Source organism: Paraglaciecola algarum (assembly GCF_021532655.1).
Taxonomy (GTDB): domain Bacteria; phylum Pseudomonadota; class Gammaproteobacteria; order Enterobacterales; family Alteromonadaceae; genus Paraglaciecola; species Paraglaciecola algarum.
The window spans coordinates 291,187-316,412 of sequence record NZ_JAKGAS010000005.1; the positions used below are offsets into that span (position 1 = coordinate 291,187).

Annotated in this window: 17 protein-coding genes; 8 read left to right on the forward strand and 9 right to left on the reverse strand. The window is 39.1% G+C overall.

What is annotated here, in order from left to right:
- Positions 1–83: 83 nt before the first annotated feature.
- The 4 genes from L0668_RS11480 to L0668_RS11495 all read right to left on the reverse strand — a co-directional run bounded on the left by L0668_RS11480 (position 84) and on the right by L0668_RS11495 (position 8,048).
- On the reverse strand, positions 84–1,016 hold the full coding sequence (locus L0668_RS11480) for a sugar kinase (RefSeq protein WP_235312712.1): 933 nt from the start codon (positions 1,014–1,016) through the stop codon (positions 84–86).
- A 56-nt stretch (positions 1,017–1,072) separates the two neighbouring features.
- Positions 1,073–2,374, reverse strand: coding sequence for an MFS transporter (locus L0668_RS11485; RefSeq protein ID WP_235312714.1), 1,302 nt, complete (start codon positions 2,372–2,374; stop codon positions 1,073–1,075).
- A gap of 192 nt (positions 2,375–2,566) precedes the next feature.
- Positions 2,567–4,864, reverse strand: coding sequence for a chondroitinase-B domain-containing protein (locus L0668_RS11490; RefSeq protein WP_235312716.1), 2,298 nt, complete (start codon positions 4,862–4,864; stop codon positions 2,567–2,569).
- Positions 4,865–4,994: 130 nt separating this feature from the next.
- The gene (locus L0668_RS11495) at positions 4,995–8,048 is read right to left on the reverse strand and encodes a TonB-dependent receptor (protein ID WP_235312717.1); all 3,054 of its coding nucleotides are present in this window, start codon (positions 8,046–8,048) and stop codon (positions 4,995–4,997) included.
- Between the two features lie 272 nt (positions 8,049–8,320).
- On the opposite strand from L0668_RS11495, the gene L0668_RS11500 reads away from it, so the two are divergent.
- Complete coding sequence (locus L0668_RS11500) at positions 8,321–9,049, forward strand: FadR/GntR family transcriptional regulator (protein WP_235312718.1); 729 nt, start codon at positions 8,321–8,323, stop codon at positions 9,047–9,049.
- Positions 9,050–9,214: 165 nt separating this feature from the next.
- Here L0668_RS11500 and L0668_RS11505 read toward each other — a convergent pair whose 3' ends face one another.
- A complete protein-coding gene (locus L0668_RS11505; RefSeq protein ID WP_235312719.1) occupies positions 9,215–9,964 on the reverse strand; it encodes an SDR family NAD(P)-dependent oxidoreductase in 750 nt (249 codons plus the stop codon).
- A 425-nt stretch (positions 9,965–10,389) separates the two neighbouring features.
- Here L0668_RS11505 and L0668_RS11510 point away from each other — a divergent pair, with 425 nt between their 5' ends.
- Positions 10,390–10,905 carry an RDD family protein gene (locus L0668_RS11510; protein WP_235312720.1) on the forward strand — a complete coding sequence of 172 codons (516 nt, stop codon included), beginning with the start codon at positions 10,390–10,392 and terminating at the stop codon, positions 10,903–10,905.
- A 38-nt stretch (positions 10,906–10,943) separates the two neighbouring features.
- Here L0668_RS11510 and lptG read toward each other — a convergent pair whose 3' ends face one another.
- Together lptG and lptF are read right to left on the reverse strand one after the other, a co-directional pair.
- Positions 10,944–12,011, reverse strand: coding sequence for an LPS export ABC transporter permease LptG (lptG, locus tag L0668_RS11515; RefSeq protein ID WP_235312721.1), 1,068 nt, complete (start codon positions 12,009–12,011; stop codon positions 10,944–10,946).
- Complete coding sequence (lptF, locus tag L0668_RS11520; RefSeq protein ID WP_235312722.1) at positions 12,004–13,113, reverse strand: LPS export ABC transporter permease LptF; 1,110 nt, start codon at positions 13,111–13,113, stop codon at positions 12,004–12,006. Before lptF ends, lptG begins: the two co-directional genes overlap by 8 nt.
- Before the next feature lie 274 nt (positions 13,114–13,387).
- Between lptF and pepA the strand changes: the two genes are divergently transcribed.
- From pepA to L0668_RS11545, 5 genes are all read left to right on the forward strand, one after another.
- Positions 13,388–14,893 (forward strand): leucyl aminopeptidase, encoded by a 1,506-nt coding sequence (gene pepA, locus L0668_RS11525; RefSeq protein ID WP_235312723.1) that lies wholly within the window; start codon positions 13,388–13,390, stop codon positions 14,891–14,893.
- A 31-nt stretch (positions 14,894–14,924) separates the two neighbouring features.
- Entirely contained in the window at positions 14,925–15,392 is a 468-nt protein-coding gene (locus tag L0668_RS11530) for a DNA polymerase III subunit chi (RefSeq protein WP_235312724.1), read from the forward strand.
- Positions 15,385–18,237, forward strand: a complete 2,853-nt coding sequence (locus tag L0668_RS11535) for a valine--tRNA ligase (RefSeq protein ID WP_235312725.1) — start codon at positions 15,385–15,387, stop codon at positions 18,235–18,237. The genes L0668_RS11530 and L0668_RS11535 overlap by 8 nt, the downstream gene beginning before the upstream one ends.
- Positions 18,238–18,349: 112 nt before the next feature.
- Positions 18,350–19,843, forward strand: coding sequence for a bifunctional metallophosphatase/5'-nucleotidase (locus L0668_RS11540; protein ID WP_235312726.1), 1,494 nt, complete (start codon positions 18,350–18,352; stop codon positions 19,841–19,843).
- A complete protein-coding gene (locus tag L0668_RS11545) occupies positions 19,843–21,486 on the forward strand; it encodes a GGDEF domain-containing protein (protein ID WP_235312727.1) in 1,644 nt (547 codons plus the stop codon). Before L0668_RS11540 ends, L0668_RS11545 begins: the two co-directional genes overlap by 1 nt.
- Positions 21,487–21,528: 42 nt before the next feature.
- Here L0668_RS11545 and L0668_RS11550 read toward each other — a convergent pair whose 3' ends face one another.
- On the reverse strand, positions 21,529–22,059 hold the full coding sequence (locus L0668_RS11550; protein ID WP_235312728.1) for a DUF3016 domain-containing protein: 531 nt from the start codon (positions 22,057–22,059) through the stop codon (positions 21,529–21,531).
- Between the two features lie 62 nt (positions 22,060–22,121).
- Positions 22,122–24,161 (reverse strand): beta-propeller domain-containing protein, encoded by a 2,040-nt coding sequence (locus tag L0668_RS11555; protein WP_235312730.1) that lies wholly within the window; start codon positions 24,159–24,161, stop codon positions 22,122–22,124.
- 163 nt (positions 24,162–24,324) lie between these two features.
- Between L0668_RS11555 and L0668_RS11560 the strand changes: the two genes are divergently transcribed.
- Positions 24,325–25,221 carry a MipA/OmpV family protein gene (locus tag L0668_RS11560; protein WP_235312732.1) on the forward strand — a complete coding sequence of 299 codons (897 nt, stop codon included), beginning with the start codon at positions 24,325–24,327 and terminating at the stop codon, positions 25,219–25,221.
- Positions 25,222–25,226: the final 5 nt, after the last annotated feature.

The window sequence follows — 25,226 nt, forward strand, 5'->3', positions numbered from 1 at the left end:
ATCACGGCTTGGCTTGCAAGTTTTTTGTGACGACTAAATGTCAGTTTGATGAAATTTTCACCAAACTGACAATTTACTTTGTCTTAGCCAAAGCGAGTTCGCATAAACTCTTTAAATGCCTTAGCCGGCGCAATGGCTCCTAGGTGTTGAATTACGCAAGAGGCTGCGGCTGAAGCTAGCTCAACGGCTCGTTGTGGGGTTTCTTCGCTCATACGTGCGCCCAAATAAACTCCATTAAACGAATCGCCCGCAGAGGTGGTATCAACTACTGTTTTAGCTGGTTGTATAGCCACTTCTTGGACTTGTTCACCTTTGGCAATAAATACACTTTCAGGGCCGTTCTTAATCACAACTTCAACATTTTGATAAGGTTTACAAAAGTCCAATATCAGCTCAACCGTATTGATTTGATATAACTGTTCAAAGTCTTCTATGCCTGGCAATAATAAATCAGATAAAACAAAAGCTTGTTCAAATTGTACTTTGGCTTCATCTTCATCTCGCCATAACCTCGCACGGTAGTTAGGGTCAAATACTATCTTCGCACCAGCTAGTTTAAGTTGTTTTACCATGTCCCAAAAGATTGCTCTGTGTTCTGGTTTGATCACAGCTAAACTTATACCAGAGAAGAAAAACAAGTCTACTGAGGACAGTTGTTCAATTACACTTTGATCAACAAACTGCATCACTTCTCTGGCTGCTGAGTTTTCTCGCCAGTAAACAAAAGAACGTTCACCATGTTCATCTGTTTGTACCAAGTAAATACCAGGCGCTTTGGATTGGTCTGCATAAACAAAACGGTTATCTAAACCCTCTTGGGCAAAAACCTCTAACATCTGGTGACTAATACTGTCATCACCTAATGCACTCATAAAACTCACATCAAATTGTGGAAATTGACGTTTTAAATACACAGCTGAATTCAACGCGTCGCCAGCAAATGCGTGACGCATAGAGCTTGCGTCAGTTTGTTTTAATTCAAGCATACACTCGCCGAACAGTACTACTTTTTGCATGATCAACCTTGTATAAAAATTAATTCTTTAGCCCTATGCACTTGGGTAACAATAAGCTACTTATTGCTTTTTAATGGCTCTACTTTAGGGCAAAGGAATAATATACTCAGCATCACAATAGCGGCCAACGACGCACCAAGAATGAATACATTTTGGTAATTTGCTCCGGCAGTCAAAAATGGAACCGTTGCAGTTAAACCTGCTGCTGAGAACTTAGCAGCCATACCTGCGAAACCTGATAATGAGCCAACACTACCTTTACCTAACATGTCACTTGGTAATGTTTGGATACTGCCAATTGATGTTTGGAAACCAAATAGAATTGCAGCCATAATAAGAACCGCTGTGTTAGCACTACCAGGGTTAGATAATAATAACAATGCAGGTAGCATTATTAGACAACCCAGCACGATAACAGTTTTGCGGGTTTTATTAACGCTCCAACCGGCTTTAATTCGGTTTTGAGATAACAAACCTCCAAACCAAGCGCCGAACATTGCACCTACATACGGAACCCAACCAATAATCGCGAGACCCTTAACGTCCATATTGTAAACTTCTACTAGATAGGTCGGTATCCAAACAATAAATAACCACCAAATTGGGTCAATTGCAGCAGTAGCTATAATCACACCCCAACTTTCTTTACGTCGTAACATTTCGCCATAACTTGGCACATATTCTTCTACTGCAGCGCCACCTTCATCATTAGTGGAAATTTTTTGGCCTGACAAAATATATTCGCGCTCTTCATCAGTTATCCAAGGATGACTGCCAGGAGGAGCTTTAACTAACACTAACCATGGAATTAACCATAAAAGCCCTACTAAACCTATCAACACAAATATAATTTTCCAACTGAAGAATAGTGCTAAATAGGCAATTAATGGCACTGAAATAATTCCACCTATTGCTGCACCTGAATTAAAGATACCTTGGGCTAAAGCCCGCTCTTTACTTGGAAACCATTCAGCATTAGCTTTTGCCGCACCAGGCCAGTTACCAGCTTCTGATATACCTAAAAGCGCTCGAAAAATACTAAAAGTTAAAACACCTTGAGCAAATGCATGTAATGCGGTTGCCAAAGACCAAACACCTATGGATAACACAAAACCTATACGGGTGCCGATCCAGTCAAATATTTTACCAAAGACAGCCTGACCTATTGCATAAGAGAATAAAAATACAACACTGACAGTTCCCAAAACTTGCTTTAGTTCGTCGGCACTTTTATCAGGGTAAATTTCACTTCCCATATAAGGCCATAAAACACTAAGTGCTTGACGGTCAATGTAGTTAATTACCGTGGCTAAGGCGATTAAAGCAATAACCCACCAACGTAAATTTTTCATTTTCATATTTTAATACTCTTGTTGACCTAGCTTTATTACCAGGAGCGATTGACCTTTTTTATGGAGATTTATTACCTATCTTGTTGTTTTTCGCCGGTAACAAATTTCTAAATAAATTGAGCAGACTAACCACAACAACAGAGGACCAACTCTAAAAAATGGCATGGTCGGCCTGCTCAAAACAGTTACAGTGCTAGATTAAAGCACTTTATTATTAGACAGATGGGCCGTGTGCGGACCTTCAACCCTCAATTCAACAATGCTAGGAGCAGCAGTTTTATCGAATACATTATCAATAAGTTTAGTCACAGGTTCACCAACCGTGTGTTCAATAGTCACAGGTGCTGAATTAATAAATTGGTTAGTGGATAAATCTGTCACTTGTACGCCATGTAACTTAACAGAAGACTGGTCCTTATTTCGCTTACCTTTACCCACGTTATCTAGCCTATTATCCTTAACTAAAAAATGAGGACCAAAGGTACTTTCATCTGTACCACCGCGATAAACCTTAGCGACAGCGCCTTCAATGTTGGTAAAGGTGTTACCAGACAAACGAATATATTCTGCGTTATAAATACCTAGATCATCGGTTTCTTTGTTCAAACGTAAAATATCACCGGTGACATCACTAATTTGACTATCTGAAATATTGATATAATCAGCAAAACTTCTATAACCCGCGTCAAACAAATGGAATGAGTGATTTTTATTTAAGTTTTTAATTTCACTATTTTGAATTTCTAAGCGGTAATTACGCTGCATAGGTAGTCTGGAAGTACGAATTAAGGTATTGCCGGCTGAGTCTGGTGCTTGTTTAGCATCAATTATTAAGTCAACCAGTTTTAAATTCCCGTAATCGTTAATATCCACAAAAGTTGAACGATTAGGTAATAGAAGTGTTTTCCCTTTATTTTTTGCTTTAATGGTTATGGTTTTTGTCAGTTTAATGATCTTACCCACATCATAAGTTCCATCGGCTAGCAACAAGGTATCACCTGATTGCGCGTCATTAATAGCATCAAACAGCGCATTTTCTGCTGGCTTAACATTGATAGTTTTACCAGAATCAAATGCTACATCGGGTTCAGCTTTAGGATAATAACTAGCCCCCACTTCTGATTTTTTAACTAAGGTTAAATCTGTTGAAGCTCCACTGTTTTTTAATTCTGAATCGGTAGGATATAAAAGTCCATTTTCAGCACGTTTCAATGTCACTTGGGTAGGTACAAACCCGTTTGCTATTTTAGGTTTTGTTTGGTCAGTAACAATATTATTAGTAAATTCTATACCACTGATATCATCGAAAATTGATACACCATCAATATTATTTTTATTAATCACTAAGTTATTTTGAAACTTACTATTGACTGGCGTAGCACTTCTTTCAGCATCACTACCAGCAGCAAAGTGAATATGGTCAACATCTACAATAGTGTTGTTTTCAATTAGTGCATTATCTACTTGGTGATAACGGTTAATTTTAGAGTTTGGCACACCATTCATCACAGTAAAACCACTACCAAATCTGTAACCCGTTAAGCCTTCCATATAGTTATTACGAATAATTTGGTCTTTATTGATCACTCGAATACCACCTGTGTGGTCAACCCCATTTCCGAAAAATACGTTACCTTCGACTAAATTACCGTTACCGTGACGCAAAGTTAGGGTGCCGCGAGATTCAAAAAATACATTGTTGAGGATTTTGTTTTTGCCAGATTTATTCGAAATAATTTCTACTTCACCATTACAACGATCAAAATAGTTATTTTCAATTGTGGTAAAAGAATCGGTTAAAGAATAATGACTAGTACCAATTCGTAAGGTTTCGCCGCCATTTGATCCTAATACCGGGCGTGGGCCAAAATAATTATTATCGATTCTATGGTAATTTTGTTGGCTTTCTTCAGTATTTAAACGCACGGCCATAGTCACGCCTGCATTCTTTTTGCCTACCAAATTACTGTGGTCGAAACGGTTATGTTTACCGTACATTACTACCCATTTGTCTTGTTCGAATTTTTCTGGGTTACTGAAATTATCGATAACGACTTGAGTCACACGACTGTGATAGGCCAAGTCATCTTTGTTACGACGAAATGAAATCACTTCACCGGTAGGTGTATACCCATCTTTAAATACTAAGCCAGATACCACTAAATATTCACCGGCTAAGCGTAAGTTTGATTGCCCCGATAATATGACTTTACTTGGAGTTTGCGCTCTTAAGGTGATAGGCGCATCTTTTGAGCCCTTTCCTGTAAATACAATTTCAAAATTTTTCCAATTGCCATCAGCCAAGACGATCGTGTCGCCTGCGGATAGTTTTTTTAAAGCTTGTTGGTATTCTTCTTGAGTAGACACTAAATGTTCTTTAGCCGCAGAATCTGAATTAGGCTCTGAATTTGAATTGATACCAGAACAACTGGCTAATAAAAATATAAAAACAAAACTAAAAAATTTAACGCCGTGTATATTTGAAAAAAATCTCATGGGGTCCTCTATATCAACCAATAGGTTGTAGTACAAAGATAGGAGAGCTCTCTACAAGTGCGGTCATAGAGAGCTCAATTTAGTTTTCAATAAGTTAACTAGCCACAATAAACATGGTTAGCACGACCTATTAAAGTTTGTATACAAACCCTGCATAAATACGAGGTCCATATACGTTGATTTCACCAAAGTTTTCACGGGTTGGAATAAACTGCTTTTTGGGTTCATCAAATAGGTTAATAGCTTCAACTGATAATTTAAGGTTTTTATTAAGTTTGTAACTAACACGGGCTTCAACTACACCTGTTTCATCTACATAACGTAAGTTTCCTGGAGTTGAAATATACTGTTGGAAATATTCACTTCTATATTTGTAAATCAACTGCGCGTTAAAATCGCCTTCTTGATAGTAGAATTGCCCCGATATTACCGTATCAGAGAAACCAAATATTTCAGCCGGCGCAACCAAACCAATTCTTTCAATCGACTCTCCGGTACCGCTATCAATGATAGAAGAGGCACCAAAGTTAGCGTCTTCAACTTCAAAATCAGAATCAGCCCAGTTATAGCTCAATTTCACCCCAAAGTTTTTCCAAAAACTGGGGAGGTAATTAAACGCATGAGTTGCGGTCATTTCTACACCATAAATAGAAGTTTTATCTTTAGTGGTTTGTTGAACAGTCACAATAGTGTCTAATTCTTGACCATCGACAATAAAGGTTTCTGTGGTTGAGGTGTTTTCAAATCCACCGGCAAAACTTTTATAATAAGCACCTACTGCCAATAAAGTATCGTCATTTGGATACCACTCTACGGCTACATCAGCATTCCAAGATGTGAATGGTTGAATATTTGGATTACCATTTGCAGTGGCTGTACCTATAGCAGCTTCAATTGTTGCTGGATCTTCACTGTCATCAGACAATCCACTAAATGTGCGTCCAAAGCCCATATCAGAAGGAGCGGGTCTAGAAAGTGCTCTATAAACTGCGCCCCTAACCAAAAATTCATCGTCAATATCTAACACTACGTTTAAGCTAGGTAATAATTCTGTGTAACTACTGCCACCAGACACTTCAAATAACTCAGCTGTCGGATCTTCAACAATATTACTAATTGCACCTTCTGAATTTAGTACTGTAATTAAAGGCCCTCTAAAACTACGAGAAGTCACATCAGTGTTCACATAACGCACACCAAAATTACCACGTAAACCGTAATCACCCACTTCAGTATCGTAATCAGCTTGGATATAAGCCGCTGTGGTTTTTTCTTCAACATCTACGTTTGATACACCTGCACGAGGCTCAGGAATCACAGGCTCACCACCAATAACCGCAGTGGCTAAACATAATGGATCAAAAGAAGCGTAGGCATTACCCGTTCCTTGAGCAATCACGTTACCGTCAGAATCAAGATTAGTAATTAAATTTTGACCACCTGTTACAGATGATAAAAATCCACTTTCAGGGAAAGAGCTGTCCTGACATCTAGCAATCGCGTCATACATGATAGAATCATCATCATTGGTAAATTCATCTCGGGTTCTAGGGTTGCTATCAAACTCTAACTTAGAGAAACGCACCCCACCTTTTACCCGACTAATCACATCGCTATCAGTCAAATATTCAAAATCAGTTCTAAAGGCTGTAATCTTGTTATTACGGAACTGATTTTGGTCAACACGAGTACGTGCAGCATCTGCAAAGTTATTTGGATTGCTTACGTCAAAATTACGCACTGTCATAATAGGTATTAAAGAACCATTTTGGCCAATTTCAACCGCAGTATTAATATACCCGCCATCTGCAGCACCTGGCACAGGGTTACCTAAAATATCATTTGGCTCAGATTGTAGGCGAGTGTGATACAAACCTTCACGGCGTTCAGTTTCTGATACAGATAAGTCACCAGTAATGGTTAATAAATCATTTACATTGTATTCAAATGAAACACCGCCACCTTTATATTCCTCTAAACGCTCTAAATAAGTACTTAGCGTTTCTATTCTTTGCCTGTAAGTACCAGAAACTAATGAGCCTTGATCGGTAATGACTAGATCAACTGGTAACTGTCCTTCGCGATTAACAGTTGGGTCGTCCAGCCTTCTGCTACTGGCAAACACTAAATCGTTGCGTTTTTCAGAAAACAAGCGTTCAGCGAATTCAGCGTCAAAGTTCATTTCAAAAGATTCGTTAGGACGCCATTGCACGGCACCAAAAATTGAATCTCGTGAATCATCACTGATATTTTGACGATAAGAATAAGAACTAGGCACAAACACATATGGCACACCAGCATCTGGGGAGACACCTGTTACCGGATCAACTAGGTTGTCGATACCACCATTGTCACAATCGCCACCATCGTCATAAACACCACTAATCGAACTTGGATCGACACGACAATCCCTCCAACCACTTGTGGTTCTAGCTTCTTGTTCTGGGTTGGTATTTTTTCTTAATTGTCCACCGATAGAAAAACCAATTTCACCAAAATTTTCAGTTTCAAATTGGTCAACATAACTGGCGGTAAAACGTGTACCAAAATCGCGAGCGCTATTGTCGATATCACTTTCAGCTGGATTCCAGTTGCCTTTAGCTTGGACTTGGAAACGACGTTTTCCGTAATCAAGAGGTTTTAATGTACCTAACGAAATCTGACCTGATACACCACCTTCAATCAGGCTAGCTTCTTGAGTTTTGTATATTTCAATTTTATTAAAAAGCTCTGAAGGGAATTGAGAAAAGTTTACTGAGCGGTCGCCACTGCCGTTAGCCGCCTCACGTCCATTAAATACTGTACTACCTAAAAACGGGCCTAAACCACGGATCGAAATTTCTGTCGCGCCACCTTGTTCACGGTGCGACGATGCACCCGTCAGGGTTTCTAACGCTTCACCAATAGACAAAGCCGGTAACTCACCAATATCGTCAGCCGTTATTCCATCAACAATACTAGTAGACAATTTTTTGATAGCGATAGAATCTTGGATAGTTCCACGAATACCTTTTACCTGAATGACTTCAGTATCATCCCCCGCAATCGGTGTTTCAGGCGTTTCTTGAGAAACAGCAGGCAAAGCGATTAATGAGAGTAGTGCGGTTGCACAAATGCTTTTAGCTAAAACGCTGCTTTTACTATTAGCAATAAATGCTTGGCTAATCTTATTAAGTTTGGTCATGTGTTTTCTCGTTTGACGTTTTTAGTATAGACAAGACCAATGTAACCAATACTAGAACATTTTGTCAAATAATTATTAACCAATTTTACATTTATATTATTACCAATATTAAACAAATTGGATTTACCAATATTTTCAACTAAAATATTACCAATATGGTTTTAAATAATTTCATGGTATAACAAGCACATTGCGTAATTATCTATTGTTAAGAATTTACCCATTCAAACTAATTTTTGTCGTATAGGTATGTATTTTTAAGAGGTAAGAAGATGAAAAATCGTCGACTATTTTGGAGCATCGTCGAAAGAATAGAGAAGTTAATCGACTCGGGCCAGTACCCACCGGGGAGTCGTCTTCCACCTGAACGAGAGCTTGCTGAAAGTTTTGAAGTAAGCCGGCCAACTATTCGCGAAGCTATCATAGCTCTAGAAGTATTAGAGCGAGTCGAGGTTAAAACCGGCTCTGGCGTTTATGTATTGGAGCATAAAAAACAAAATACAGAACATGTGATTAGTGCTTTCGAACTCACCCAAGCTAGAGCGTTAGTTGAGGGGGAAGCTGCAGCATTAGCTGCCACCACCATTTCTGAAGAAGAGCTCGCTCGCCTTAAACAAACTTTAGTTGAAATGGAAAAGGGTATAAATCCTGACGCTGCAGACAAAGAGTTTCACTTAATTATTTCTACCGCAACTAGAAACAACGCTATTCTAATGGCTGTATCTGAGTTCTGGAAATTAAGAGATTCAAGCCCGTCAGTGAAAGTGGCTTATAAAGGTGTATGTAGTCAAAGTGATGAGAAACGCACTGAAGAGCATATGGATATATATAAAGCTCTTGAAAGCCGAGATTCGCAAGCTGCTAGAGCAGCCATGCACCATCACTTTAATCGCTTAATCAATGCATTGTTTGAAGCTAGTGAGGCTAAAGCGCTGGAAGAAGTACGCAGGCAAACTAGTCAAACCAGAGACTTGTACTCCCTTAGTCATCTCGTTTCTTAATCACCTCGGTATTTAGCCAGCTCGTTACTTATAATGATTTGCGTTACACCAATAGTTTTGAATACTTAACATTAAACTGTAAAAAGGCCCATAAGGGCCTTTTTTGTAGGGTACAGTAGTTAATATTTGTCTACTTTTATTATTAATTTTTTTTACCGCCAGTCTCTAAGAGAAAACTAATCCAGCATTGATATCAACGTTATTACCTGTCATGTAAGAAGCGTCGTCGCTAGCTAAAAATCCAACTAACTTAGCCACTTCTTCTGAGGTTCCTTCCCGCTTAAGCGCTGTCATACCAGCAACCGCTGTACGTACCGCATCTTTAGTGAAAGTATCGTGGAAACCAGTACTGATCATGCCTGGACATAAAGAATTAACACGAATACCTTTAGGACCTAATTCTTTAGCTAAACCACGAGTGAAGCTGGTTACCGCACCTTTAGATGCAGCGTAAGCGACAGACCCAGGGCCTCCACCATCACGAGCAGCTTGCGAAGAGAAAGTAACAATTGCGCTACCGGCTGATAAATGAGGGATAACTGCATTACACATCATAAACAAAGATTTAAGGTTAACGTCCATCACGTTATCCCAATGCTCAGTTGACATTTCATCAATAGTTACACGTGCTAGTAAACCGCCAGACACATGCACTAATACATCAATTTTACCAAATGCTTCAAGTGTTGCATCAACCGTTTTCTTAACATCGGTAACTGAGGTTAAATCCGCTTTAAGTGCAATCGCTTTACCGCCAAGAGCTTCAATTTCTTTAACTGCACTTTCTGCAGTTTCTGCACTTGAGTGATAGGTAATTACTACATTAGCACCTTTACTTGCCAGCTCAATCGCACTTGCTCGGCCTATATCTCTGCCGCCGCCAGCAACAATAGCTACTTTGCCTTTCATAGTCATAACGTTCTCCGTTGAATCTTTACTAGATAAATAAAATAAGCCTACAACTGGTAACCAAAGACATTCCGCTGGGCGCAATTAGATAATAACCAATCGAGTTCGTGTTACAAAAGTAACCAATACCAACCCAAGTGTCAACCAATTATTTGGATTTGGTATTACCAAATAACAAAATTAAAAATAATACACTTGTTAACTCCGTGTTAATAGCTAGTATTGCACTAGCTAATTTAGGCGGTAATTGTTAACGAAGGCCAGCCAAATATGGTTTGAAAGCTCATTTTTAGATGCTTAACTTATACTTACCAATTTAGAAGTTTTAAAAGAAATTTTAAATAATTACAGGGATAAGTTTTAACATTAAAGCTCTGCCACTAGGTAGATTTACTGTTAGAATGATTTTTTAATTTTTGAAGTATTTTCGATTGAACAAAACACCTCACAATTTCGTAAGAGCTCACTTTTTCCGGCGTCTGGCTGCGATTATTTATGATCTTTTGGTAGCAGTTGCTATAGGTATGTGCGCGGCTATTGTCATCACTGTATTCTTTACCTTGTTATATGAAAATGGGGTTCTGGATAAAAACGGAATTGAACACGTGAGTGACGTACTACAAGAATCCAAATTATTTCAGTTCTCTTTACAATTTTGGGTTAGTGCTTGGGTGATGGGTTTTTTCTTATGGTTTTGGCGCAATGGCGGACAAACAATAGGCATGCGTGCATGGCGTTTACGTATGTTCAGTACCAATGATAAACCTTTTGGTTATGGTCGTGCTTTATTACGTTTGATTTTTTCTCTTGGTGGCCTAGGCACTTTATTAGTGCTTATTGACTGGAAGTCAAAACTTGCTTTACAGGATAGAGTTAGTCACACAGAAATTTTAGTACTGAGTAAAGAAGAAAATCATCACGCGGCATGGAAAGATCTGCAAGATTAAACACGTCATACTTATACTATTTCAGTGAGCCTAGGGAGTTAACCTTTTTTCTGCAACAAATAGATAGATAGTAAGGCAAAAACAGCACTTGGTAACACAGCGCCTAGTAAAGGCGGCAGTTGATAAACCAAACTCACTGAGCCAAACACTTCATTACTGACAAAAAAACCAAAGCCAGTGAGTACTCCTAAAATAATTCTAGCGCCCATAGTTACACTGCGTAATGGGCCAAAGATGAACGACAACGCCATCAATAACATCACGCCTACTGATAAGGGCTGAAATACCTTACGCCATAATGCCAGTTCATAACGACTAGGATCTAAACTATTATTTTTACGGTAGTTAACATACTCAGACAAGCCTCGAATCGACAAGGCTTCTGGTTTTACTTTAACCACACCTAACTTGTCTGGGGTTAAAGTAGATTGCCACACACCTTCGTCTAGTTGCTCATAACGAATTTGTTGGTTACCCATAAAGGTATATTGAACCTTAGTGAGTGCCCAACCATTCTCTGAATACCTAGCCTGTGCCGCGTTAGTAATTTGCCTTAATACTAAGTTCTCATCGAATTCATACACATTGATATCTCGTAAGGTATATCGGTCGACCACTTCACCTATACTGACAAAATTATCCCCGTCCTTCGCCCAAGTGAGTTTATCGGCGGCAAATAAGCTTCCGCCTGAGATAGCTTGAGTACGTATTTCTTTTGCTTTAGTTTCAGTCACAGGCGCAACCCACTCGCCAATGGACATCACAAATAACACCATGAGTAATGCAGATTTCATAGCAGATAAAATAATATTCCAACGACTTTGCCCAGCAGATTGCATCACAACCAATTCACTATTACTGGCCAAAATCCCCATTCCTACTAACCCACCAATTAATGTGGCCATTGGAAAAAACTGTTCAATTTCTCGCGGCAGACTTAACATTACGTATATGCCAGCTGTGGTCATATCATAACTACCACGGCCCACCTGTTTCATTTGTTCAATGAATTTAATCAGCCCACTGAGTCCAACTAATACACTCAAACTCATAGCGGTAGTGGCCAATAATGTACGTGCAATATAAATATCGAGAATTTTAAACACGTACATCACCTTTAATTCTAGCTCTTAATTTGACACCTAAAGGCCTGCCTTTGAGGATCAAAACACTGCCTATAAAAAACAGCACAGCATGTACCCACCATAAGCCAAGTTGTGGCGGAATATTGCCATCTTCAAGGGCTTTACGTCCTGCCATTAACAATAAAAAATACCCTAAGTACAACATCAGGGCTGGAAACATCTTACCAAATCGTCCTTGCCTTGGGTCTGCAGCACTTAGTGGTACAGCAATCAAAACTAAAAAAGGTAAAGATAAAGGAATAGCAATTCGCCAATGTAACTCAGAAATAGCTTCGATAGATGGATCATTAATTAAATCCTGGGTCGCATAAGCGGTAAGTTTTCGACGTTGTTTTTGTGTTTGTTGTTCTGCTATCTGAATTTGATATTCATCAAACTCTACAACACTATAATCTTGCTGGCCTAACTTTCCTTCGTACTGTTTACCTTGGTTAAGCACTAATTTTTCAGCCCCATCTGGACTGGCGATCACCCCACCGGTTGCTGCATATACTATTCGAACATTATGATCAGTTTCGCCTTCACCACGTTGGGCCAAAAACACTTTTCTAAGGCCCTGCTCACCATTATCGATATCATGCACGAACATCACAGCTTCTTGGTTAGCGGTTTGTTGGAAACGACCAGCGATTAAACTAGTTAAACCGCTTTTTGCACCTAACTCATCTTCTAACTGATATTCACTTTCAACCGCAAGAGGCGCCAACCATAGCGTTAATAATGCTGTAACTACAGACATACTAACCGCCAATACCATCATGACTCTGGTGATATACCATTCACTAATCCCACAGGCCCGCATCACTGCCATTTCACTATCTACATACAATCGCCCGTGAGCCAACATAATGCCTAAGAATAAACTTAAGGGTAAAACTAAAGATGCCAACACAGGTGTACTTAAAGCTAAAAAGCCCAAGACTAATCCTGCCGGAATTTCACCGTTTGAGGCTTCCGCCAAAACACGTACAAACTTTTGAGTAATAAAAATAGCCATTAGTAGCATAAAAACTGCGACTTGAGACTTAAGCGTTTCAACAACTAAATAGCGGAAAATAAGCACAATGTATCCATAGGAAAAGTAGTATTTTTAGTGGCACTATGGGAAATTTTAAGTAAACTTAACGTTTTCACAAGTTTAATTTAATAATAGCCCGAAAATAGGCGCTAAAACCTTTAATGATTTTAGATTAAGTCCGGCTAAAGTTAATCTTACAATATAATCACTGTATAACCCAATCATGACATTTGAATAAATTAAAAAAGTTGCTTTTGAATGTTATTTTTAAAATTAAGTTTACAGTTAATTTTTGATCGTTTACTACCGAGGAATGATAGTGGAATTTAGCGTTAAGAGTGGCAGCCCAGAAAAACAACGCAGTGCCTGTATTGTAGTAGGTGTGTTTGAACCAAGACGGTTGACCTCAGTGGCAGAACAACTAGATATAATTAGTGAAGGGTACATTAGTAATCTGCTAAGAAGAGGTGATTTGGAAGGGCAAGCAGGGCAAATGTTACTCCTACATCATGTGCCTAACATTCTTAGCGAACGAGTATTGCTAGTGGGTTGTGGTAAAGAAAGAGAATTAGACGAGCGACAATATAAACAAATTATTTCTAAAACTATCAAAACCTTAAATGAAACTGGCTCAATGGAAGCGGTAAGCTTTTTAACTGAATTGCATGTTAAGGGCCGAGATACCTACTGGAAAGTCCGTCAAGCTGTTGAAGCCACCCAAGATTCTTTATATACATTTTTGCAGCTTAAAACCAAAAAAGGCGAATTACGCCGTCCTTTACGTAAAATTGTATTTAATGTGCCTACTCGTCGCGAGTTACCTGCAGGTGAGCGTGCATTAGCTCATGGATTAGCAGTATCTGAGGGGTGTAAAACAGCCAAAGATGTAGCCAATATGCCGCCTAATATTTGTAATCCATTGTATTTGCTACAACAAGCTGAACAATTTGCCGAAGTTTACCCGAACTTAAGCGTAAGCTCAGTTAACGAAAAACAAATGGACGAGTTAGGTATGCATTCATACCTAGCGGTTGGTCGAGGTTCAGTGAATGAATCTATTATGACCATAATGGAACACAAAGGTGGGCCAGCTGGTCAAGCGCCAATAGTGTTAGTGGGTAAAGGTTTAACTTTTGACTCTGGCGGAATTTCAATCAAACCAAGCGATGGTATGGATGAAATGAAGTACGACATGGGCGGTGCGGCCGGCGTATTAGGCGCCATGCATACCGTTTGTGAATTGAACCTACCGATTAACATTGTAGGTGTATTGGCTGGCTGCGAAAACATGCCAGACGCTAATGCCTATCGGCCTGGCGACATATTAACTACCATGTCAGGCCAAACAGTAGAAGTGCTCAATACTGATGCAGAAGGCCGTTTGGTGTTATGTGATGCGTTAACTTATGTAGAACGTTTTGATCCAGAATTAGTAGTAGACGTAGCGACTCTCACTGGTGCTTGCGTAATTGCATTAGGCAAACATGCTACTGGCGTTATGAGTAATCATAACCCGCTAGCCCATGAGTTAATTAATGCCTCAGAGCAAAGTGGTGACAAGGCTTGGCGCCTACCTTTATGGGACGAGTATCAAGAACAAATTGAAAGCCCTTTTGCCGATATGGCAAATATTGGTGGCCGACCCGCTGGCACCATTACAGCAGCTTGTTTCTTATCTCGTTTTACCCGCAAATATAACTGGGCGCATATGGATGTTGCAGGCACAGCTTGGGTAAGTGGTAAAAACAAGGGCTCAACCGGCAGACCTGTACCTATGCTGTCACAATTTTTGATGAACCGCTCCGGCATAGAAACCGAAGACTAACCTTTAGTCATTAATTAAGGCCTTGAAATAAATGTCAAACGTGACGTTTTATCTACTTGATGAAACAGCAGAAATAAATCAACAGCCAGCGCATTTTGCCCTGGCTTGTTTATTAGCAACCCAACATTACCGACAAAAACAAAAGTGTTTGATTTATTGCCAGAATCAACAACAAGCTGAACAGTTTGATGAATTGTTATGGCAACTGCCTAACGACGCTTTTGTTCCACACAATTTAGCTGGTGAAGGTCCTGTTGGCGGTGCACCGGTAGAAATTTGTTGGCAACCACCGAGTCAATTTAACCGCCCAGTATTAATTAATTTGACTGATCATATTCCGGCTTTTCATCAACGATTTAGGCAAGTCATTGATTTTGTACCCGCTTTAGAAGCATTGAAAGTACAAGCCAGAGAACGATATAAACATTATAGAGCAGCAGGAAATCAACTCGATACCCTGCCCGCCTCTAGCATTAACGAGACACAACACCATGGATAAGACTTTTAATCCACAAAATATTGAACAAAAAATTTATCAAAACTGGGAAGATAGTGGACAGTTTAAACCTTCGGGCGAAGGTGAACCTTATTGCATTATGATCCCACCACCTAATGTGACTGGCAGTCTGCACATGGGCCACGCATTTCAACAAACCATAATGGATGCCCTGACCCGCTATAAACGTATGTCTGGCAACAATACCTTATGGCAAGTCGGTACAGATCACGCTGGTATCGCTACACAAATGGTAGTTGAGCGTAAACTCGCAGCAGAAAACGGCCCTACTCGTAAAGAATTAGGCCGCGATAAATTTATTGAAAAAATATGGGATTGGAAAGCTGAATCTGGCAACACTATCACCAATCAAATGCGCCGATTGGGTACTTCTGTAGATTGGGATCGTGAAAGATTCACTATGGATGAAGGACTGTCTAGTGCGGTAAATGAAGTGTTTGTGCGCCTGCATGCTGAAGATCTAATCTATCGTGGTAAACGTCTGGTTAACTGGGATCCTAAATTACAAACGGCCATTTCTGATCTTGAAGTCGAAAACAAAGACAAAAAAGGTTTCATGTGGCATTTTCGTTATCCATTAGCTGACGGCGTAAAAACAGCAGACGGCAAAGATTATTTAATTGTAGCCACTACTCGGCCAGAAACCGTATTAGGCGACACTGGTGTTGCGGTTAACCCAGAAGATCCTCGCTATAAAGAGCTAATCGGTAAATTTATCGACTTGCCTTTAGTTAATCGTCGGATCCCTATTGTTGGTGATGAACATGCTGACATGGAAAAAGGCACGGGTTGTGTAAAAATCACCCCAGCTCACGACTTTAACGATTACGAAGTAGGTAAACGTCACAAATTACCTATGATCAACATTTTGACTTTCACCGGAGAAATTCGCCAGCAAGCTGAAGTTTTTGATACCAATGGTGAAGCCAGTGATGTTGAAAGTTCAAACTTACCAAAAGCATTTCAGGGCTTAGAAAGATTTGCTGCCCGTAAGGCAGTGGTGGCTAAGTTTGAAGAAATTGATTTATTGGATGAAATTAAAGATCACGACTTAACTGTTCCGTATGGTGACAGAGGCGGCGTGGTAATAGAGCCAATGTTAACTGACCAATGGTATGTGCGTGCAGCCCCCTTAGCTAAAGTGGCCACCGAAGCGGTGACCAACGGCGATATTCAATTCGTGCCTAAACAATACGAAAACATGTACTTCTCTTGGATGAACGATATTCAAGATTGGTGTATTTCTCGTCAATTGTGGTGGGGCCATAGAATTCCAGCATGGTACGACGAGAGCGGAAAAGTGTATGTAGGCCGTGATGAAGCACAAGTACGCGAAGACAATAATCTATCTGCCGATGTCAAACTTAGACAAGACGAGGATGTGTTGGATACCTGGTTCTCATCTGCTTTGTGGACATTTTCTACCTTAGGTTGGCCAGAAAATACCGAAGACTTAAAAACCTTCCACCCGACCGATGTACTGGTCACAGGTTTTGACATTATTTTCTTCTGGGTGGCCAGAATGATCATGATGACTATGCATTTCATCAAAGATGAAAATGGCAAACCTCAAGTGCCATTTAAAACTGTGTATGTTACTGGCTTAATTCGAGATGACGAAGGCAACAAGATGTCTAAGTCAAAAGGTAACGTCATCGATCCTTTGGATATGATCGACGGCATCTCGTTAGACGAATTATTAGAAAAACGTACAGGCAATATGATGCAGCCTAAAATGGCTGAAAAAATCAAAAAACAAACCACTAAACAATTCCCTGATGGTATTGAGTCTCACGGAACAGACGCATTACGCTTCACTTTAGCTGCTTTAGCCTCTACAGGTCGCGACATTAACTGGGATATGAAACGTTTAGAAGGTTATCGCAACTTCTGTAACAAGTTGTGGAATGCCAGTAACTTTGTATTAATGAACACTCAAGAGTTTGATTGTGGATTTAACTCAGCTAATGAAATGACATTATCTTTGGCTGATAAATGGATTATGGGGCAATATCAGCAAACCATTAAAGCCTATCGCGAAGCTATGGACACCTATCGCTTCGATATTGCTGCAAAAATTCTGTATGAATTCACCTGGGATCAATTCTGCGGCTGGTATATTGAATTGACTAAACCTATCATTCTTAAAGGCAATACTGAACAACAGCGTGGAACTCGCCATACTTTAATCACTGTATTAGAGTCTTTGCTTAAACTCATGCATCCCATCATGCCATTTATCACTGAAACCATTTGGCAAAGTGTCGCACCATTAGCCAATTGCCAGTCTGCAACCATAATGAATCAAGCTTATCCTGAATATGATGAGTCAAAAGTGGATGCAACTGCTATGGCCGATTTGGAGTGGGTAAAAGGTTTTGTATTAGCCATTAGAACCATTCGTGGTGAAATGGACATAGCACCCAGCAAACCGCTTTCGGTATTACTGCGTAATGCTTCTAATGAAGACCTAAGGCGTTTAGACGAAAACCGCATATTCTTAGAATCTATGGCTAAGTTAGAAGCAGCCACGCCATTAAATGACGACGAGCAAGCTCCAGCTTGTGCCACTTCGTTATTAGGATCCTTAGAAATCATGATCCCAATGGCCGGCTTAATTGATAAAGACGCAGAATTAGCTCGAATTAACAAAGCTTTAGATAAACTTGAAAAAGATTGCGCAAGAACACAAGGCAAGTTAAGTAACGAGAAGTTTGTAAGCAATGCTCCACCAGCCGTTATCGACAAGGAAAAAGCCAAACTAGCTGATTTTAGTATGCAGATAGATAAACTAAAGGAGCAACAAGAGACTATTTCTAACCTCTAATCTAAGCTAGTTTACTAAAACTAAAGTTTTTACAAATAAACCGTGATAGGCCTGCAGTCTTTCACGGTTTTTTGTACAATGGAGTGTCATTTTTTTAAGTAGCGAAGTGTCAATGCCGAAGTTAAGCACCTTATTATTTTTAATGGGAACCTTTTTAGCAGCCACTAATTGCTTGGCTGATGATCAGCAAGTGCAAATAATCTTTGCTGCTAATATGCAGAATATCGCCAATTCCGATCAAGGTAATTATAGCCGCCTATCCTCTTTGTTAAATCAGCAACGTCAGATCCAAGAAAACAACAGCATATTTGTATTTGGAGGCGGCAGTCTAGGACCAAGCCCCATGGCAGGTTTTGATCGTGGGTCGCATATTGTTGATATTCTCAATTCACTTGAGCCCGATCTAATGACAGTGCGTAAACGAGAGTTTAGTTATTATGAAGATGAGTTATCACTTCGCTCTGATGAGGCAGCCTTTCCTCTTGTCGCCAGTAATATAATTGATCCCCTTACCTCTGGTAACATCGAAGGACTTTACAATAACGTTATCATTAACAAAAATGGACATAAAGTTGGGTTTCTTTCGATTCTTGAAGAAGAATTGGTGCAAGAATATTTACTCAATCGTGTAAAAGTTTTCGAATCCCAAACCATTGTTGAAGGGCAAGCTAAAAAACTACGTCGCCAAGGTGCCGACTTTGTAGTCATGGTTTTTTCTAAAAAACATGCTTTTTATAAAGAACTATTAGACTCAGGTTTAATAAATATTGCTATAAGGGCTCGCTCTGACCGTGATAATGCCAATTTAAATACGTTAACACACCCAAATATTTTCAGTATTACTGACGACGATAGAGCGCTGCTATTAAATATTACATGGAGTGCTTCTAAACCTGACGATCCCACAGTAACCAGCCAGGAAGTTTTATTAAATGAATATCCTGAAGACCCCCTCGTTAGTATGCAAATCAACGAATACAATCACAGACTAGATAGGCTACTCAACCAAACAATAGGCCAATTAAATGTGCCTATAGATACATCTCGCGAATTAGTCCGTACCCAAGAAAATGCCTTTGCTAATTTTGTCACCGATACTCTACGAGAATATTACCAAGCAGATGTTGCATTTATTAATGGCGGTTCAATTCGAGGCAATAAAAAATACATAGCCAATACCATTTTAACTCGCAGAGATATTGCCACCGAACTCCCCTATAGAAATCGAGTGACTAGAGCATCAGCCACAGGTGAGCAAATTCGCCAAGCCTTAGAACATGGGGTAAGTGAAGTAGAACTCATTAGAGGCCGATTCTTACATGTTTCTGGATTATCCTACAGCTTTAGCAGTACTCAACCGTCAGGTAATAGAGTGACAAACATCAAAATAAACGGAATGCCAATTGATTTAAATAAAAGGTATTTAGTGGCTACAGATGACTATTTAGCCAACGGCGGGGATGGGTTTGATAGCCTATCTAATAAACTAGATTCCACATCCTCAAATACCGCTCTTCCGCTGATTTCTGATATCGTAATTTTAAATATCCAAAAACTTGGCAAGATTGCCCCTCTTATAGAGTCTAGAGTAGTGAGGCTAGATTAATGAAAAAACCAAACAATGTACGTATTCCTTTAATACGCTTTTTTGGTATTGCTTTGTCTATCATACTATCCTTATTTTTATTGGTAACTTGGTTGACCTTTTCCCGACTAGTTAACTTTGAAACTGTACTTAAAAATTTTTCCGAACAAGCACTTCCTACTATAGTGCTTTCAGGGGAATTATATAATGAAGCTTCACAATTGTTACAATTTACCGATTTACTTGCTAATGCGAACTCAGACGCAGCTAAACGACTAGCCGAGCAAGAATTGAATACCTACATAAGGAAGATTAAAAGTTTATCTAGTAAAAAACTAGATGACAGTTTTCTAGATAAGCAGCTAGAAATTATTAATCTTGAACTACTCGAGTTTTCTGACTTAATCTGGCAAAGAGCAGACATCAATAAAAAACTAGCCGCTAAACGACAAAACATGTACACCTTGTTTACCCATGCTTTTGATTTAATTCAACAATCTCCCCGTAAACCTTCATATTCTGACTCTGAAGAAAGCTGGATTTCACAATTATCAAGATTGATGTTAATCACAGATCAAGCGATTAATGCCAAACGAATGCAAGAGGTACGAGGTTTATTTGCAAGAGTTAAGCAGCAAGTTATGAGTATTCAAATTACTGATACAAAACATGCAAACACGATTGAACAACAAAATATAATTCGAACTATTAAACATACAATATTTGCATCAGATGGATTGGAACATCTAGTTATCTCGCATCTAAAGTTAACCGGAAGAGTAAAAGGTAGAGAAAACTTTATGCGCCACCTAATCGAAGATTTTTCTCGATTATTAGAAATAACAACTAACGAGACAAAAACCAATATATTTAAGCAAGTAGCTTTATCTGTAGAAGATACAGAAAATCAGATAAATACCATAGGTGGTATTATTTTGATGGCCATAATTTTAATGTTTATTATCTTATTCTTTATTCAAAATAGGATCTTAAAAAGATTACAAAACGTTAATCTAATGGTGCAAAACAAAATTAAGGGCCAGGAAGGTAGAAATGTCATAACTGGTAATGACGAAATTACAGATTTGGCTGACGCATTTAACAAATTTGCCGACACTATTGAAATACAAAAAGAAAAGTTAGAGCTTATGTCTTTGACAGATGGATTAACTAAAATAGCAAACCGCCGAGCACTAGATATTAGATTACAACACGACATTGAATTGTCAGTCAGACAAAAGTTCTCGGTCGCTGTATTACTTATAGATATAGACTTTTTCAAACTGTATAACGACAATTATGGTCACTCCGCAGGTGATGAGTGCCTAAAATCTATTGCCCAAATCATCTCTAACGCACTACAAAGAGAAAGTGACTTTGTGGCTCGTTATGGTGGCGAAGAGTTTGTTTGTGTATTACCTAATACAGATTTACCTGGTGCATTGGAAAGGGTTCAACACATTTTTGAATCTATACAATCGCAAAATCTAGCTCACGAATATAGTTCAATAGACAAGAGAGTTACCATAAGTATGGGAGTAGCAATTTCCACTCCACAACAGGTATTAATGCCTGAAGCCATACTAAAGCAAGCAGACGTCGCTCTTTATATGGCAAAACATGCAGGTAAAAACACCTATAAAGTGTATTCTAGCAATATGTAATGGTCGGCCACTTTGGATTAATTTAATTACCAGCCCAAAAACTTACGACTTGTTAACTTCAACTAAGTTTTTAAACTCTTGATTAAACCATCGTTTAAGCATGTTTTTTTCGTAACGCAAGCCGTCCTTAGAAAAGTGACTATTGTGAGTCTGTAAAAAAGCCATATCTTTTAGTTTTACATCAGCTTGTTGCACCAAATCATCTTTACCATCGATAAGTTGGTAACTGAAGTACATACGTGGAATATCCACTCCTTTAATCACCCTAATATCAGACGCACCATTACCAAAGCCAACAAATGATGACGGCCAAACATGCCCAGCTAAATCTAAATCCGTCACTTTCAACTTAAGCTTATGACCATCTGGTAGTGACTGTGCCAACTTTAAAATATACTCATCTAGCCGTTTAAAAGTAGACTGCTTAAATCTTTGTCGGCCACCATAAGACGCACGCACGTCGGTATACTTTTCTGGCTCATACCATTCAATTTCAAGCAAAGCTTGGCTGTAAGCCGAACCACTAAAGGTTGCGATAGAAAACATAACCAATGTATATACTAACTTTTGCATATTAACCTCTTCATAATTGTTTCAACTTAGGAAGCTAGCTCCCTAAGTTATACCAATCAAGTTTAATAGGGTCCCAATATGTCTCCACCTTCGACCCATTGTGAATGCCATACTTGATTGCCATGGATATAATAGACTTCTTGTCCATGGATCACACTCCGATCTTGCCCACCATAAATATAGTGTTCTGTTTCAGGCTTCACGGTTAACTTATTACGCTGGATCAACTCAGGAGTCACTGAAGTAGTATCAACCTCTAATAACAACAAACTATTTTGTGTCCACCAAATTCTTCGCTCTTCCGTCTTACTCACTCCCCAGGTTTCGAGTGGCATAGCCAGCTTATAACTTCCGCCTGTGTTAAGTACAGTTAATGCTCGATAATCATGTTCTACTGGGGTATAACTTTGTGGATAGATTAAATTATTAACTTCAACAGGGTTACTCGGGTCTGTGATATCAAACAAACTGACCTTCATGCCCTCTTCTGAGACTGGCTCATCTTCCACATTAGTATCATCTAAGATATCTCCCTCTTCTGGAATAAACCTAGGGTTTACCTGTTGCCCTACACCTAATAAATATCCATTATCTAAAGGGTGTAAATAATTCGAAAACCCCGGAATTTCAAGTTCACCCAATAATTTAGGATTGGTGGGTAGGGCTAAATCAATCACATATAGAGGATCAATTCTTTCAAAGGTAACTATATATCCTCGGTCAGCAAAAAATCTTACGGCGTAAATGTCTTCTCCAGGTTTACCGATAGGCTCTGGCGCGGCCTCATTTGGTAAAGTCCCTATTACTTCAAGTTGGTCGCCATCTTGTTGCAATACAGACAATTTATGTATGGGTTCACCACTCGAATAATCACTTGAAACAATACGTAGACTATTTTGATACTCACTCAGGCGTAAATTAGGCGCGCTACGCCAGCCAATTACTCCATCCACAGCACCAGTAGCTTGATAAGTTAGCTCTGAATCTAGTGATATTTTATGTAAGATTGTTTGATTTTCTGAAGTGGAAGTTAAATACAGGTTATCGGTAGACATATACATAACTTCTGCAACGGCACTGATACAACTAGATGAAATATCCGATATATTAGTCATATTAATTCGCAGTATAGTCAATAAATGCGCATAACCATCTTGCTCAGAAGCTTGCTGTGGGATCATGCAATCAGCTGGCTGATTAAGTGGAGTGCCTTCATCGCCATCAATATATATTTTAGGCATCAAATCTGAGTCTGGTGTATCTAAAATGGCTAGATAATTAGCTAGTTGTTCTTTTTCAGAAGCGGCGCTTGTATTAAGGCCATTAACAGAGGCAGTGTAACCATTAACTATGTAGAGATAATCACCAATTCTGCGGCTGGATAACATAGTACCGTCTATCTTAATTTTATTTTTAACAAGAGGGGAAGCAGGGATACTAGTATCGTAAATATCTAACAACAACTGACTTTCTAGCGGTAACCAAGGTTCTGGGGCAAAAGTGTACAAGGTATATATTTGTCCAGTATTAGACAGGACCGCCAAGTGCTCATTTTGCTCATACAAACCATCAATATACGAATAATTATCCGTTAAGGGTAATTCAGCAGTTTCTGCTAGTGAGAAATCTGTTTGCCTTTCCAATACTCGAACATGGGCTGGAACTTGTTGTTCTAAATGCCATTGTGAATCAGCGGCAATATATAAAGTGTCACCGTTATATTTAATTCTATCGGCTTCATCGACACCTACTTCCTGAGTATTGGTTGTTGAAAAGTCATTAGTCACGTTTTGATCTGCTGTAGGCTGAACAGGCACCGCTGTTTCAAACCTTTGATCTATAGCATAATGATTAGTCGCTGAATAAATTCCATTTCTTATAAATCGGCCAACCGAGTTTTGACCAGCCCGAATTAGCGGCCCTGAAAAACTTGTAGCCTCATTTATTTCAGGCACAAAAGTAGGCCGTGGCGGCTCCAAGTTAGCCACCTCTTTATTATCACTAGAACACGCCACTAAGGTAAAAATAATCATAGCAATAATCACTAAACAAAGTTGATTACCGATATTGCTTCTATGTTGTTGAGTCGTTAGTTGAACCATAACTTAAAAATCCTTCTAAAATTTATTTCAATCAAATTGTAGATAATAACCAGTAACAATTACGATCCAATTTTCTTCTAAATGTGAATAATTGTAACCCTGTCACAAGTCATCAAAAATATTTGCTAATCTATAGTTGTTTATTCAATTTAGGAGCCCTTGTTTGTTGTTTATTGTACGCTGTTTAATTTTCCTATGCTTAATTAGCCAAGCCAAAATTAGTTTTGCCTGCTCGGAGCAAGATTGCATTAAAACTGATAGTTGGCAGCTTGGCTTAGCTATAGGTTTAGGTATTAAAACTAATCCACTTGTAGACGGTGACAATATACCACTGGTTATCCTACCGGATGTTGCGTGGTACGCAGAAAAGGCCTATTTCGACAATGGAGAACTAGGTTACCAATGGATTAACCAGGACAAATTCGCAGTAGAAAGTTTTGTTAGCCTAGATCAAGAACGCGCTTTTTTTAGCTTCTTCCATCCTGCTAATCTATTAACTGGCAATAGCCAAATTAATGCTGTAGCCCCACCCACTTTAAGACCAAGTGAAGATGAAAGGTTTGACGAACATATTACCTCCCCAGTCTCTCCTGCTAACGATGGAATTTCTATCGACCAAATATCTAAACGTAAATGGGCGATTAACGCAGGGCTTCGTTGGCATTACTTTTTAGACAATATGGAATTAACTGCTAGTTGGCAAAATGATATTAGTGGAGTGCACCAAGGTAGTATAGTTGAGCTTGCCTATAGTATTAAATGGGCTTGGCAAAAAACACAGTTCAATACCCAAATTGGCGCAAATTGGAAAAGCCAGAAATTATTGAATTATTATTACGGTATTGATCAAGAAGACATTGATGATTCTTTCCACTGGTATGTAGCTGATGCAGGAATTGAAACATACCTAGCACTTGCCATACAAAGGCCAATAAATGACAAGTGGTTATGGTTAACAAATGTTAGCTTTCGTCAATTACCTGACTCGATGTATTTGAGTCCAATAGTCAAAGATTCAAATATTAAACGTGTATTTATGGGTGTCGCCTATCGTTTTTAATGGAC

Bases quoted from the DNA above. Each gene is read 5' to 3' on its own strand.
- L0668_RS11550 (WP_235312728.1), bottom strand. From the start codon at position 22,059: ATGCAAAAGTTAGTATATACATTGGTTATGTTTTCTATCGCAACCTTT.
- L0668_RS11535 (WP_235312725.1), top strand. From the start codon at position 15,385: ATGGATAAGACTTTTAATCCACAAAATATTGAACAAAAAATTTATCAA.
- L0668_RS11485 (WP_235312714.1), bottom strand. From the start codon at position 2,374: ATGAAAATGAAAAATTTACGTTGGTGGGTTATTGCTTTAATCGCCTTA.
- L0668_RS11530 (WP_235312724.1), top strand. From the start codon at position 14,925: ATGTCAAACGTGACGTTTTATCTACTTGATGAAACAGCAGAAATAAAT.
- L0668_RS11495 (WP_235312717.1), bottom strand. From the start codon at position 8,048: ATGACCAAACTTAATAAGATTAGCCAAGCATTTATTGCTAATAGTAAA.
- L0668_RS11555 (WP_235312730.1), bottom strand. From the start codon at position 24,161: ATGGTTCAACTAACGACTCAACAACATAGAAGCAATATCGGTAATCAA.
- L0668_RS11490 (WP_235312716.1), bottom strand. From the start codon at position 4,864: ATGAGATTTTTTTCAAATATACACGGCGTTAAATTTTTTAGTTTTGTT.
- L0668_RS11545 (WP_235312727.1), top strand. From the start codon at position 19,843: ATGAAAAAACCAAACAATGTACGTATTCCTTTAATACGCTTTTTTGGT.
- L0668_RS11505 (WP_235312719.1), bottom strand. From the start codon at position 9,964: ATGACTATGAAAGGCAAAGTAGCTATTGTTGCTGGCGGCGGCAGAGAT.
- L0668_RS11500 (WP_235312718.1), top strand. From the start codon at position 8,321: ATGAAAAATCGTCGACTATTTTGGAGCATCGTCGAAAGAATAGAGAAG.
- L0668_RS11540 (WP_235312726.1), top strand. From the start codon at position 18,350: ATGCCGAAGTTAAGCACCTTATTATTTTTAATGGGAACCTTTTTAGCA.
- L0668_RS11480 (WP_235312712.1), bottom strand. From the start codon at position 1,016: ATGCAAAAAGTAGTACTGTTCGGCGAGTGTATGCTTGAATTAAAACAA.